The following is a 13806-nucleotide window of genomic DNA, read 5'->3' as shown; positions in this document are numbered from 1 at the left end:
ATGTACCAATGGATTGTGCCGGATATACTGGTTTTGCTGGGGCTTCTGTGCTGGTTTACTTCCCGTATTCGCAAGGGGAAAGGAGGTTATTTGTTTTATTACCTGTTGTTTCTGGCGGGAGTAGTGTTGCTATGGGGGCTGTCTGTAAATTTGACCAATGCTATTTTTATGAAAATCATGCAGAGAAATCAAAAGAATTTCTGGTTATTGAGATTGTGAATACAGTGGGAAAATCAAAAGAGAAAAATAAAAGAAACGGACATCAGGGGCTGGGACTTGAGAATGTAAAAGAGGCGCTGAAAAAGTATGAGGGAACGTGTACTATAGAACAGGAAGACGGAGAATTTCGGGTGATTCTGCTGATTCCTGATGCCAGGGAGGAGGAAAAAGCATGATGTGGATATTGGTTGGTATCTTTGGGATTTTATCGGCAGTGTTGCTTTTGGGAAAGGGGAGTTTTCTGATTGCAGGTTACAATACTGCAAGTGAAGAGGAAAAGAAAAAATACAAGGAAAAGCGTCTGTGCCGGGTCATAGGTCTGTACATGGGCGGAGTCACGCTTCTTTTGGCGCTTGGAGCTGTATTGGGGGAACAGGCTCCGGACTGGTATCTGGTACTGGCTTTCGTGTATTTATCTATCGGCACAATCGTTGTGATTCTGCTGTGCAATACTATTTGTGTAGTAAAACCACCGGAAGAAGAAAAAACAGGGATGGAGAGTGGGAAACAGCAGAGGATGGTGAAAATAATCAACAGATGCAGCGTCATTTTTACACTTCTGCTGGTTGTCGTTATCGGTATTTCCCTTGTTACCGGAGATGTAAAAACCAGATTTGCCGGAGAAAAAATGAAAATTGTGGCATCGTACTGGCCGGATTATGAAATAAAGAGGGAAGATATACAAAAGATATCCCATACGAATAAGCTGCAGCCTGGAAAACGAACCAATGGTTTGGGAAGTATGAAACTGCTGGAAGGACATTTTCGGAATGAAATTTATGGAGATTATATGCTTTTTGTATACAAGGATTGCAAGTCTTATATTGTCCTGGAAACCACAGGGCCGACCATAGTGTTAAACGGAGAAACCAAAGAAGATACAGAGCGGCTGTATGAAGATATGCAAAAATGGGCAGAAAGGGGAACGGAAACATGAAATTAGGAAAACAGATAAGAAAAATCGTAATGCTTTGCATGATTGCAGTTATTGTGGGCTGCCTGGGCGGCTGTGGAACCGAACTTTCGGAAAAATTTGACGAGGACAAAGTAAAAGAAGCAGCAAAGGCAATCGTAGAAAAAGTCAATGCCGGAAATCTGAAAGAAGTCTATGAGGACTCGTTTACCCCGGTTATGCAAAACGGTGTGGCTTTTGATGAATTGCAGGAAAGCCTGGATTATGTGCTGGAAGGCAAGGGGGAATTTCAGGAATTTTCCAAAGTGGAGGTAAAGGGAACAAAGGATAAAGACACGGGAACAGAATATGCGGCAGCTATGGTACTGGCGAAGTATGAGGATGGACAAATCATGTTCACCATATCCTTTGATACGAATATGAAATGTGCGGGATTTTACTACAAGTAAGGACATATGTATTTCGGTTGAAGGATTAGAGCCACCTTCACTTAGGCATGTGGCTCTAATCCTTCAACTGCTGTTCTGATTCGTTCAAAATGGGCAAATTGGCACTTTGAGAGATTACTGCATCAAAATACCGATTTTACCATTCTCAGTCTGATGCTCTTTCTTTATAAGATACGGCTTTCTGGCCGCAATCATTAATTTTTTCCATAGATGATTTTCGATTTTTATAAATATCGTTCCGTTATTTGTTTTAAGCGAATTGGGATTTCTTCCTCCGGATAGAATAGTGACTGGTCCATATTTTCAAAGAAATCCAAGAAGGCAGATAAAAGGCCGGATTCCTGAATGTTTAGATAAATAGGCGTGTCAGATTCAGCAGGAGTAAAAAGAAGATACCCATTGCATGAATTACAATAAATATTTGCACCATTTCGAACACTTCCTATGGTGTGCTTTAACATTCGCATATGACGCCGGTCCTTTTCACACTCTTTGATGAAACGGTGAATCAAGTCAATTCTGTCTTCTAATGAGGGCGGTGTATATATGTAAGAAGGATATTCTTCTATTTTTCCTGTATTTAAAAATTCTACAATCCCATCTTCTGAAAAAATAAGAATTTCTTCCTGTTCTTCATGGAGGCTATTTACGTGACCTATATGGTTTTCTAATTGTGCGATAAAGAGTTCACGAGAAGGAAGTGTAGGAATCAGATACTTCTTCAGGAACTCGGAAGAGAGCAAATTTGTCATGCAGGGCGTCATCTGAAAATTATAGGCCATAGAAGAACTGGTTACACATTGCTGAATAAAAGAAAGCTGTGTATGTACATCTTCGATTTTTAGAAGTAGAGGGCGAGCCTGTTCCATGTAGCGATTGAAAATCTTTTTTATAAGACTAATCATGTCTGGCTGAGAAGTAAAGAAGCCAGTTTGGAGTGTCTCCGAAAGAATAATAGCCTGATTATCTGTTAAAAGAAGATACGGAAAGAGCCGGAAACTATCGAGTGAAGAAGGAACAGTATCGTAATAGTAATAGGGCTGATACTGATATTTACAGGTACACAGCGGCAGAATATTTTGCAGACAATGTAGATTATAGCTTTTCCGATTTTCTCTAACGGAGTCCATATTATTCAGATAAATCAACTGGCGAATCGTTAGTTGATGACAATTTCTGGCAATGGATAGTAAAAGCTGAGTGAGAAAGGGGAATTTGGGCTGGATAAGCATATGAATTTCACCAGATTCTTTTTGCGCCTGCCAGGCAACGAGATTGAATATGGCCTGATTAACGTTGGTTTCACCATCCAGGGGAATAAGCGTTTGCGTGTAGGAGGTCTGGAAAGAAAAGGATAAATTTAAAGTATCCCTGTTGACAATATTCTTGAAATCATTTAAAAAGGCCAAAACGTGTTTCCGCCTGTAAAAATTATCACTTCCCTGGACTGTGATAAAATATGCATCTGTTAGTTCACGACATTCTCCCGGAGTCAAACGTAAATAATCGGCAATTTTATTTACCGTAGATGCAGAACCTGGGGTACGTTTCCCATGAACAATTTTGTACATGAAAGAACGGTCAATTCCACAGTATTCAGCAAGGGAATAGATGCGTACATTTTTTTCTTCTATATATTGAGAAAGAAGTTGTGAAAATTTGGACATAATAGACTCCTTTGTATTTTTGTTTATATTGTATAACATTGAGAAAAGAAAAAAAACTATATTATAGAAAAAAGTCTGTCCACAACACTGTCCACATATTGAAAACAAAAAAAATGGCAGGTAAAATATAGAAAATTGATATATTATCTCAATATTATAAAAAAATGAATAAATTGACAGGAGAGGAGAAAAATGGCTTATCAGGTTATTGATATCAAATGTCCGGGTTGCGGGGCGCCCGTGGATACAGGGCAAAAAGAATGCAAATATTGTCATAGACCGGTTATTATTACGACATTCAACAGTGTATACGATATGCCTATGCCAGAGGTTCAAAAATATGCCAGGTCCTATCGAGAGCAGCTGGAGGAAAATCCTGAAAATCAGGATTTAAATATGTCTGTGGCTATGTGCTACTTAAAACTTGGAAAAAGGGAGATGGCCTTGCAGGCTTTTGAAAAAGCTATAGAAGATAATTTTGATAATTCTCAGGCATTTTTTTACGCAGCAATTTGCCGCTTGAATGGAAAAAAAGCATGCACAATGAAAGAGCGTTCTATTATAAAAAAAATAGAAGAAGATATTCAGGCTGCTCTGATGATTGAAAATCTGGGAATTTATTATTATTTCTGGGCGTATATCAAATATGATTATTATACAAAAAAATTTCTGAATACCAGCCCGACATGGCAGGAGTTAGTTGTGAAAGCACAGGAAACGGGATTGTCAGAAACAGATGTAGAACAGTTGTATTTGATTCTGGGAATTGACAGACCAGGTTGTCTGTAAAAAGAAAAAATAAAGAGGGAGAAAAAAAGATGGGATGTTTAGATAAAGGTATGGAGAAAAGCACACAGAAGCTGCTGATTGAAAATTTAAAAAGAGGAAAATCACAGGAACAGAAAAGAGTCATTGATTTCTTTTTGGCAGATGAGGGTTGTACAGCAGGGTGTTTGTCAGGCATGAATGGAACAAAGCAAATGACCATGACGGAATACCAGCAGGCGGTTGCTAATAAGTTGTATGGGTTGAACTTAAAAGAACGGGCACTGGCAAAGATTGCATTGGATGAAAGTGAAATTGAAGAAATTCCGCCCATTGTTTTAAGTGGTTATGCCTTTGAAGATTCCTTTGATGGCAATGATGTATGGGTAAAAGTAGAAGGAACTCAAGCCGTTGCTTCCAGATTTGCAGCTTCCTGGATTTTCTTCAGTGATACACAAATTTATACTTATACATATAAATTTGATATGACCAGTGATGATGTATGGGAAACTACACAGGATTTCTTTTATCAGGATATTACCTGCTTTACTACACAGCAGCGAGTAGTAGAGAAGATTGATACACATCTTACCGGCTGTATTAAAAAAGGAATTTCTGCAGAGAAAAATAATTACATTGTAGATACACTGAAAATTATTGTTCCAAATACAGAGTTTAGCTTCTCAATGCGTAACAATGAAACTTTGGAGCAAAGCCTGCAGGCTGCAAAGGCAATGCTCAGAGAGAGAAAATTTGTAAAATAGTAAGTTTTAGGGAGAAGTGCTGCGGCATTTCTCCTGTTTTATAGGAGGGAACATGAAATTTCCATATGATGTAGGAGGGGCGCCGGTCATAGACAGTACGTCTCCCCCAAAACCGGAAAATCCTTTAAACAGACCGGAAATAAACTATCGAAAGCCATTCTATGCAGTGCTGGGGGGACTTGGGACTTTTTTGAGTGTATCTTTTTTTCTTTATGGTTTATGCCCGGAATTGGAAAGAAAAGGGTGGATTAGCCTTTTTGCTGTAATCGTTTATTTGGCCGTAATTTCTAAAAAAATCATTATTTGGATGGTGCATTTGTATCAAAATAAAGCACCAGATGCGGTACGCCTTAGGTGTGTCTTTGAACCAAGCTGTTCAGAATATATGATACTGGCCATAGAAAAGTACGGAGTTGTGCGGGGAGTATGGAAAGGGATTCAAAGACTTGGAAGATGTCATGCGCCAAATGGGGGAAAGGATTATCCGTAAGAATGGAAAAAAAGGGGAAAATTATGAGTAAAACTTCAGTTAGTTATCTTGAAAATAATGAAGCAGTTGCTTTAAGCGTAATAGAAATTACGTCAATACCGAATCTTTCGATTATAGACAACAATGCAGAAGAGGCTGAGATTGTAAAAAATTATAAAAAAGATATGGGAAACCTGTTGGCAGAGATATATCAAAATTATAAAGTACAGTCTTCCATGTCAGGCGAAGAGAAAGATACTGCCTTGGAGATTCTTTGGATTGCAGAAGAAGTAGAAAATCAGCCCTATAAAGCAAAGATTAAAATGTATTTGCTTGTGCGTTCTATTGAAAAATCTTCAGAAGACGCAGTGAAAACAGCAGATGCTATTATGCGTGCCTGTCAGTCTGCATTAGAACTTCAGAAGTATGAGTATGAAGAACGTTCTATGGAAGAAATGACAGAAAAAATTAAAAATATAGAAGCATCTTCTGTCAAAGCACTTGTCAAGGAAGAAGGGGTAGAAAATTTTCAAAATCAGATGATTCCCTTTTGCTATACCTATGACATAATACAAGATACGGCACAGGATTTAAGCAGGCTCGTAAATATTTTAACCGCACATCCTGATTGTGCAGTATCTTTTCAGCTGATTCCTGCTCGATTGGAAGGACAGGAACAGGAAGAACTCAGTCGAATGATGCAGATTTTGGATATGTTGGGAAAAGGAACAGCAGAAATTGGAAATGTGAGCTTTGCCCTTGCTGAAAAAAACGCGGAAGTTTACAGATATTATGCCACACAAAGAAATAATCCGCTTTTTTTATATAATATCTTAATATATGGAAACCAAACAAGCGCACCGGAAATTTCCTCCAGAGTATATGCACAGCTGAATACGCCAAAGCAGCCTGTGAAAATGAAGTTTATTGATTTGCAGGAAGGTGAAGTGCAAAAAGATACAAATTTTTATCCTTTGCCATGGGCTGTGAATGAAGTGTTGATGACAAGGGAACGGGAGAGCCAAATCTGGAACAGCGGAGTTTTTTCTGAGGCGTATTACCGATTGCCGTATATGATTACCGCAGAAGAAGCATCGGAATTTTTCCGTCTCCCCATTGGAAGCAGCCGGGTTTCTGCCGGACTTCCGGTAAATGAATCCGGGAAAACCAGCAAAACGTATGCAGACCATATTATTAATGCAGGAGATATAGAGATCGGTACTTTAAAGTCTTCTTCAAGAGGGGACAAAATCGGAATTTCATTAAAGGATTTGGCAAAACATATGCTGGTTGTAGGGACACCCGGTTCTGGTAAAACAACTTTTTCTGTAGGACTTTTGGATCGCCTTTGGAAAGAACATAAAATTCCGTTTTTGGTTATTGAACCGGCCAAGAATGAATATCGTGCCCTGGTACAGAGTATTCCGGACTTGCAGGTATTTACACCTGGAAAAAATTTTATTTCACCTTTTGTGTATAATCCTTTTGTACCGCCTAAAAATGTAAAACTGGAAACTTATAAGTCAACATTGAAGACAGCATTTGCGGCAGGTGTGTCAATGACGACACCTCTTGACAAAATATTTGAAGAGGCTATTAACAACTGTTATTCAGATTTTCGTTGGCTGGATACTTATACCATTGAGGATAAAGGTCGGATTTTTAATATAACAGATTTTATCAAGTGTTTTCAGGAAACCTTTGACGCTATTGGTTATACCGGAGATGCGAAGAACATTGGAAGAGCAGGAGTGGTGCGTTTAAACTCTCTTGAGAATTTATTTGATAATTATTTTTCAATACCCGTTGAGGACTTGCTGACCAAGCCAACCGTAATTGAACTGGCGGCCATTGAAAATAGTGACCAGAAAGCACTTCTTATTTCGCTGTTGCTATTATCCATTTTGGCATATGTGAATAGTAATTATGTAGGGGAAGGAGGACTTAAAAATTTAATCCTTCTGGAAGAGGCGCATGTTCTTTTGGATGCACAGAGCAATGGGGGACAGGGAGATGCCAATCCGAGTGCTATCGCACAGGGATTGGTGAAACGCATGTTGGCTGAGATTCGTTCTTATGGTGTTGGAATTGTTATTGCAGACCAGTCTCCAAGAAAAGTTTCAACAGATGTTGTGGCACTTACAGACATAAAGATGGCATTTCGTCTTGTGGAGGCTACAGATAAACAAATTTTAGCGGATTCTGCAAGTATGGATGAGGTACAGATAAAGAGATTGTCTAAATTAAAGCCGGGCGAAGCATTTTTCTTCTTTAATAAATTGGACGAACCAGAAGAAGTTAAAACAGAGGATTATCGTCTCCAGAATAACATTCAGATTACACTGTCAGATGAAGGGATTAAGAATCTTTCCACTTATTGGAAGGATAAGCAGGATAAACTAAGACCCTATCCAGAATGTTCTTATGTAAAATATTGTCATGTTACCTGTGAATATGGTCGCCGCATGTTGGCCAAAGAAGTGGCACGCCGAATTTTTAATAAATATTTTAAAAAGGATAGTAAAGACTTTGAAATTATTAAAAAAGTTATTCCAAAACTTCGCAGTCTGATTAAAGCAGAGTTAAATGATGAGGTTTTGGATGATGAATTAGTGGCTTGTGTTAAGGTGCAGTTGTTTCGGAGAATTAAATATCATACTTCTATAAAAATACACGATGTAACGATTCAAAAAAATCTCGAAAATACATGATAAGAGGGGAAAGTAGTATATGGGAGATGAATTTTCAGAAGATATGGAATATGATGTGCCGGAGGAAACTTTTGAAGCAGAGGTGCCGGAAATAGAGGAAGAGGAGATTCCGGAAGAAGAAGAAATTCTGGAGGAAGAGGAAATTCCGGTAGAAGAGGAGATTCCGGAAGATGAGGAAATCCCAGAAGAAGAGGAGATTCCGGAAGATGAGGAAATCCCAGAAGAAGAGGAAATTCCGGAGGAAGAGGAAATTCCAGAGGAAGAGGAAATTCCAGAGGAAGAGGAAATCCCAGAAGAAGAGGAGATTCCGGAGGAAGAGGAAATTCCGGAAGAAGAGGAGATTCCGGAAGATGAGGAAATCCCAGAAGAAGAGGAAATTCCGGAGGAAGAGGAAATTCCAGAGGAAGAGGAAATTCCGGAAGAAGAGGAGATTCCGGAAGATGAGGAAATCCCAGAAGAAGAGGAAATTCCGGAAGAAGAGGAAATTCCAGAGGAAGAGGAAGTTCCAGAGGAAGAGGAAGTTCCAGAGGAAGAGGAAATTCCAGAAGAAGAAGAGATTCCGGAAGAAGAGGAAATTCCAGAAGAGGAGGAGATTCCAGAAGAAGAGGAGATTCCGGAGGAAGAAGAAATGCCAGAGGAAGGGGAAATCTCGGGGGAAGAGGAAATCCCAGAAAGAGAGGAGACGTCAGAGGAAGAGGAAATCCCAGAAGAAGAGGAAATGCCAGAGGAAGGGGAAATCTCGGGGGAAGAGGAAATCCCAGAAGGAGAGGAGACGCCAGAGGAAGAGGAAATCTCGGAGAAAGAGGAAATTTCAGAAGAGGAGATTCCAGAGGAAAAAGAATTTTCAGAAGATATGGATAGTTCTGCATTGGATAAAATGAATCAGTATATGAGTGAGCACAATTACGGAAAAGAAGATGCCGAAATATACAAAAAAGACCCGGAATGGCAGAAACTAAATGAAGAGTTATTAAAAGAGGATGGCGAAGACCCCGTAGAGATAATAGCTGAGAACGAAGAAATAGAAATAAAAGATACAAAAGAACAAAAGTCAGAATATGCAACTGTTTCAGCACGGGAAATTTTAGGGACGGATAGCTCGGACAAGCATTTCTGGGAACATCATAATAACAAAAAAGAGGATTATATGTTACTGGCTTCTAAACTACCAGAAGTACAGAAAAAACTAAAGGAGGGTATGAAATGGGAAGATATAAAGAAAAATCCGGAACTCAGTGACTGCGTAGAGGCTTATTATAATCCGGAAAAAATGATAAAGGTAGAATTAACGGAAAGGGGATATGAATTTCAAGATGATGGACGTCATAGAGTTGCGGCGGCCAGAGAACTTGGGTATGAAATTCCGGTAAATGTTATAGACAGACGTGGAAATCAGACACAAAGTGCATTTTCGCAAAGTAAAGTTAATGCTGAAGACAAAAAAAGCGGATTTTTCTCGAAAATATTAAAAAAAAGAGAGAAAGAAAAGGTAATAGAGCAGCAGCCCATAGAACCGGTTAATCAAATTCTACAGATAAATGAAAAAGCAGAATTGAATGAAGAATGTTTAGATGCTGTACCGGAATTCAGGCGCAAAGAAATTTATCAACTGTTCAAAAATTCGCCGCAGGAAGTGAAAATGCTTTTGAAAAATCATGCAGATGATTTGCAGGTTGGAGATACGACAGATGATAACGTTTCTTGCTATGATATGAAAAGAAAAAAAATTTATATGGAAGAAATTCTGGATAATGAAGAATATGCGGAAGTGTTCAGTCACGAGTATGGTCATATGGCAGATGATTTCTTGGGAAATGTTTCCGGCAGTACAGAATTCAGAGAAGCTTTTCAGAAGGATTTAAAAATGTATGATAGAGAAGAGGAAACGGGAAATCAACGATTTAAAACTATGATTCAACAAGCCGTTTCTACAGAAGCTGCTTACGATAGGATGCTTTCAGATAATTTGTCAGCTGCATTTTTAAACGATAGAGGAGTTATCGATACATTTAATAATGCGGGTATTGCCTATTATGGACATCGCGACGAATATTGGACGAGAAGTGGAAATAGAGAAGCAGAAATGTTTGCAAATTGTTTTAGTATTTATAGTTCTGGTACAACGGAATCTTGTTCATTTATGAATCAATATTTCCCTAATACTTGGAACACGATGATTCGTAGCTTAAAGAGAGGAGTAAAATAAGATGAAATCAATAGAATTTGGAAAGCTTTGTCAGCCGATAAATTTGAAATACAGAGAATTGTTTGGATATGTTCCTTGTCCGGCAGATTATCTGTGTAATCAGGAAGAATACCTGGAGGCATTAAAAAAGTCGGTAAAAGAGAGAAAAGAGTTAAAAGAATATATAAAACAAAGAGAGCATTCTATGGAAGATTTAAACAAAAGATATTGATGAGGGAGTGGAAAAGAGAATGGGATTATTTAGGAAAAATCCAAACGAAGAAGCATATATAGGTGGTAAAAAGCACTGGACAGATGTGATTAAAAATTCTGCAAGTGGAGAACTGTTGATTTGGAGACAGCCGGAGGAAGATTTTAATACGAATTCTACATTGGTTGTTATGCCGGGAGAGAAAGCAGTTTTTGTCAAGGACGGAGTGGTAGAACAGGTTTTTGAGAAAGGAACGTATAAACTTTCAACAGAAAACTATCCTTTTATCAGCAGGCTTCGAAATGCGCTTTCCGGAGGTATCAGTACTTTCCACTGTGTCGTTTATTTTGTCAGAGATGCAGAGAGCAGAGAAATTTTATGGGGGACAGACAGTCCAATCAGCGTACGCGATAAGGTTTTTAATATTGTAACGGATGTACGGGTACGGGGGGCTTATAAACTCAAAATAGAAAATCCTGCTTTGTTTTTGGAAAAGCAAGTTGGAAATAATGTATTTTTTCAAGAACAGGAAGAAATAAATCTGTACTTTGAAAATATTTTGCGAGGTAAAATAAAATCTGCAGTTGCAAAATTTTTAAATGGACTTCAGCAGGATTTAATTGGTATTGATGCTTATTTAGATGAACTTTCAGAACAAATTACTCCGTACATAGAAGCAATTTTGGCTGAATATGGTCTGAAATGTACAGCCTTTGTACTTTCAGGAATGGATGTAGACAAGAGTAAATATGATGCAATTGATGTTTCGCAGATTTCTGCAATCGAAAAAATAAATCAGGCTCGTGGTGATAAGGCTGTTATGGACGTGTTAGGAAATGACTGGGGACGACAAAAAGCAGCAGATATTTTGGGGAATCTGTCTAATAATCCAGGCGCAGGTGGATTGGCAGCAGCTGGTGCAGGTATGGGTATGGGCATGGCAGCCGGAGGTGTGTTTAACAGTATGGCTCAGGAAATGTTTACACCTATGAAAAATCAGACACAGCAACAGCCGATTCATCAGACACCAAGCGGAAGATTTACACAAAAAAATACAGGAATATCACAGGGAATAAAATGTGTAAATTGTGGCAGTGAATGTGCTTCAGGAGCAAAATTTTGCAGCAACTGTGGTGCCCCTTTGAATCAAAAGGTATTTTGCGCAAATTGTGGAACTGAACTGGAACCAGGTATGAAATTCTGCAGCAATTGTGGCGAAAAGAGGAAAATTTGATATGAAAAGAAAAAATACCATGTGGTCGATTCTATATTTGATTTTTTTGGTCGTATTTAATCTTATTTTTTATACCCTTGGCGGAATCAATCGTCCGGCATCTGTTTGGATTTCTTACTTTTTTATTCACTTTGCGTATTTGTTTCTGCTGGCTACTCCGTTTTTTGTAAGAAAAGGGAGAGAAACGGGAACTTTTAGTGCTGTGTTAGGGTGGATTTCTGCGACTTATTTTGGGATAGAACTGGTTGTTGGTATCCTTTTTATTCTTATAGCTCCCAAAGGGATAAAAGGAGCATTGATTGTACAGGTGCTTATTTTGGCAGTGTATCTGTTTGTTTTGATATCCAATATGATTGCAAATGAACAGACCGAAACGGCTATAGAGCGTCATAGTAAGGACCTTTGTTATGTAAAAACAGCTTCTGTAAGAATGAGGAGCATTATGGAGAAAGTCGGAGACAGGGTTTTATTGAAAAAAATAGAAAAGGTATATGATGTCCTTCGATGCAGTCCGGTAAAATCTTCATCTGCTGCAAAAGAAATAGAGCAGCGAGTGTTTAAAGAATTAGATTCTCTGGAACGGGCGGTATCTATGGGAGATGAAGAGGGAATTAACACCAGTGCAGAGACGTTGTATGCTCTGGCCGTGGAAAGAAATTATCGGCTTATTTAAAAAAACGAAAGAAAAAGGGAGGAATATAAAACGATGAAGTGTCCATTATGCGGAAAAGAATATGAAGGAATAAAAATATGTCCTTCTTGTAATCTTCCATTAATTGATACGGAGACAAAACAGGCTGTTTCCTTACAACCGGAAAAAAAACATAAAAAGAAAAATCGGATGAAAGAGAATTCAGACAAAAACACTCAACCAGTTTTGGATCCTACCAGAATGTTTGAGGAATACGGGAAAGAAAGTAAGGCAGAAGAAACCGAAACGAAAATTGAGGCAGAAAAGCCGGAAGAGGGACAGATTCCTGACGTTCAAATTGAGGCAGAGAAAGAACAGGAAAAGGAAGATGTATATGGAAACAGTTTCGGAGATATTAACAGAAACTTTCAAGAACCTGCAAAAGAAAATTCTTCCTCAAATAAAGTTACCATTTCTTTCAATCCATTTTTAGTTGCAGGAGGCGCAGTGCTTCTCTTACTTCTGGTAGCCCTTATATTTATTGTAAAATCCTGTGGGAAAAATGATTCGGATTCTGTAGAACCGCAGTCTGATGTATATGTGGAAAGTTATCCTGAGCCAGAAGAGCCAATAGGGCAGACAGAAGAGAAAACGGAAGAGGTTGTTGATATGTCAGAAGTGGATTTGGATGCATATAATGCTTCTTATGTTCAGATAGAAGGCTGCCTGTTAGAAGAGGAAGGGAGCAGCAAGTTTACATTTGAAACTCCTTTGAATATTTATCTGGAAGACCGAGATGCTGGAAAAGCAGTTGTAGTAAGGAATATAGATGGTGTAAAGGTAGAAGATACCCATATTTTTGAGGGCGGTGATTATACAAATAGAAAAATGTTGTTGGAATGTAGAATTTGGAGAGAAAACGGTGAAGTTCAATTGTATCCGGAAACGATTATTCAAATAGAGCCCATGAAAGATGATGTGGGAATTCATGAGTATGGCTTTGTGATAGAAGACTGTACCTGGGAAGAGGCATGTCAAAAAAGTATGGATGCTGGAGGATATCTGGTGCGAATTAATTCAGAGGAAGAATATGAACATATTAAGAATTTGCTGAATGCAGGTGGCTATACCGATATTCATTTTTATCTGGGAGGAAAACGGACAGCGTCAGATACGACATATTATTGGGTGAATCAGGAAAATCAATTTATAGAATCCGGTTTGAATACAAGTGATTCCTGGGCACAGCTTTACTGGTACAATGGAGAGCCCAGTTTCGTAGATGTGGGTTCTGAGGCTACAGGTACCATTGAAGAAGATGTGATGAATTTATTCTGCGTATCCGGAAGCTGGTACTTGAATGACTCCTCAGCAAATCTGGCTGGAATGTATCCGGATTTGTTAAGTGGAAAAGTGGGGTACATTGTTGAATATGAATAAGAAAAAAATTTTAGTCCTTTTTGTATTACTGCTGGGGAGCTGTGTAATTTGGCGGTCGTGGAGCCTGTATCATACAGAAAAAGAGAAAAAGCAAGCATCTGAAAGAAAAATAGAAGCAGAAAAAGATTCAAAACCAGTTACTTCGAAG

At 38.6% G+C, this 13806-nt stretch carries 14 protein-coding genes; 13 read left to right on the top strand and 1 reads right to left on the bottom strand.

Translation table 11 applies throughout. The annotated features are described in order from the left end of the window. From WBS51_RS12425 to WBS51_RS12410, 4 genes are read left to right on the top strand one after another with little or no spacing between them, the layout of a single operon-like run. The gene (locus WBS51_RS12425; protein ID WP_173750141.1) at positions 1-219 is read left to right on the top strand and encodes a hypothetical protein; all 219 of its coding nucleotides are present in this window, start codon (positions 1-3) and stop codon (positions 217-219) included. After that, positions 216-395, top strand: a complete 180-nt coding sequence (locus WBS51_RS12420; RefSeq protein ID WP_420360652.1) for a GHKL domain-containing protein — start codon at positions 216-218, stop codon at positions 393-395. Before WBS51_RS12425 ends, WBS51_RS12420 begins: the two co-directional genes overlap by 4 nt. Beyond that, positions 392-1156, top strand: a complete 765-nt coding sequence (locus WBS51_RS12415) for a DUF3784 domain-containing protein (protein ID WP_173750148.1) — start codon at positions 392-394, stop codon at positions 1154-1156. Before WBS51_RS12420 ends, WBS51_RS12415 begins: the two co-directional genes overlap by 4 nt. Beyond that, the gene (locus WBS51_RS12410; protein ID WP_291682218.1) at positions 1153-1581 is read left to right on the top strand and encodes a DUF3887 domain-containing protein; all 429 of its coding nucleotides are present in this window, start codon (positions 1153-1155) and stop codon (positions 1579-1581) included. Before WBS51_RS12415 ends, WBS51_RS12410 begins: the two co-directional genes overlap by 4 nt. A 224-nt stretch (positions 1582-1805) precedes the next feature. Here the strand turns inward: WBS51_RS12410 and WBS51_RS12405 are convergent, their stop codons facing one another. Further along, positions 1806-3248, bottom strand: a complete 1443-nt coding sequence (locus tag WBS51_RS12405; RefSeq protein WP_291682220.1) for a helix-turn-helix domain-containing protein — start codon at positions 3246-3248, stop codon at positions 1806-1808. Positions 3249-3440: 192 nt separating this feature from the next. Here WBS51_RS12405 and WBS51_RS12400 point away from each other — a divergent pair, with 192 nt between their 5' ends. From WBS51_RS12400 to WBS51_RS12360, 9 genes are all read left to right on the top strand, one after another. Then, the gene (locus WBS51_RS12400; protein ID WP_173750145.1) at positions 3441-4037 is read left to right on the top strand and encodes a hypothetical protein; all 597 of its coding nucleotides are present in this window, start codon (positions 3441-3443) and stop codon (positions 4035-4037) included. Positions 4038-4066: 29 nt separating this feature from the next. Next, positions 4067-4777 carry a hypothetical protein gene (locus WBS51_RS12395; RefSeq protein WP_173750144.1) on the top strand — a complete coding sequence of 237 codons (711 nt, stop codon included), beginning with the start codon at positions 4067-4069 and terminating at the stop codon, positions 4775-4777. A gap of 52 nt (positions 4778-4829) precedes the next feature. Further along, entirely contained in the window at positions 4830-5267 is a 438-nt protein-coding gene (yidD, locus tag WBS51_RS12390; protein WP_173750143.1) for a membrane protein insertion efficiency factor YidD, read from the top strand. 23 nt (positions 5268-5290) lie between these two features. Next, complete coding sequence (locus WBS51_RS12385; protein ID WP_302228853.1) at positions 5291-7957, top strand: ATP-binding protein; 2667 nt, start codon at positions 5291-5293, stop codon at positions 7955-7957. A 19-nt stretch (positions 7958-7976) separates the two neighbouring features. After that, positions 7977-10163: a hypothetical protein gene (locus tag WBS51_RS12380; protein WP_342694094.1), complete on the top strand. Its 2187-nt coding sequence runs from the start codon at positions 7977-7979 to the stop codon at positions 10161-10163. A 1-nt stretch (position 10164) separates the two neighbouring features. Further along, complete coding sequence (locus WBS51_RS12375) at positions 10165-10374, top strand: hypothetical protein (protein WP_173748865.1); 210 nt, start codon at positions 10165-10167, stop codon at positions 10372-10374. Positions 10375-10393: 19 nt separating this feature from the next. Further along, on the top strand, positions 10394-11587 hold the full coding sequence (locus tag WBS51_RS12370) for an SPFH domain-containing protein (protein ID WP_173748864.1): 1194 nt from the start codon (positions 10394-10396) through the stop codon (positions 11585-11587). A 1-nt stretch (position 11588) separates the two neighbouring features. Further along, positions 11589-12260, top strand: coding sequence for a hypothetical protein (locus WBS51_RS12365; protein ID WP_173748863.1), 672 nt, complete (start codon positions 11589-11591; stop codon positions 12258-12260). A gap of 204 nt (positions 12261-12464) precedes the next feature. After that, the gene (locus WBS51_RS12360; protein ID WP_342694093.1) at positions 12465-13658 is read left to right on the top strand and encodes a C-type lectin domain-containing protein; all 1194 of its coding nucleotides are present in this window, start codon (positions 12465-12467) and stop codon (positions 13656-13658) included. The last annotated feature ends 148 nt before the right edge of the window (positions 13659-13806 follow it).

The sequence above is a fragment of the Blautia acetica genome, from assembly GCF_038739805.1.
In the GTDB taxonomy this organism is placed as follows: domain Bacteria; phylum Bacillota; class Clostridia; order Lachnospirales; family Lachnospiraceae; genus Blautia.
Note: the sequence above shows the minus strand (reverse complement) of the source record. Positions and strands in the feature narration are given on the sequence as shown.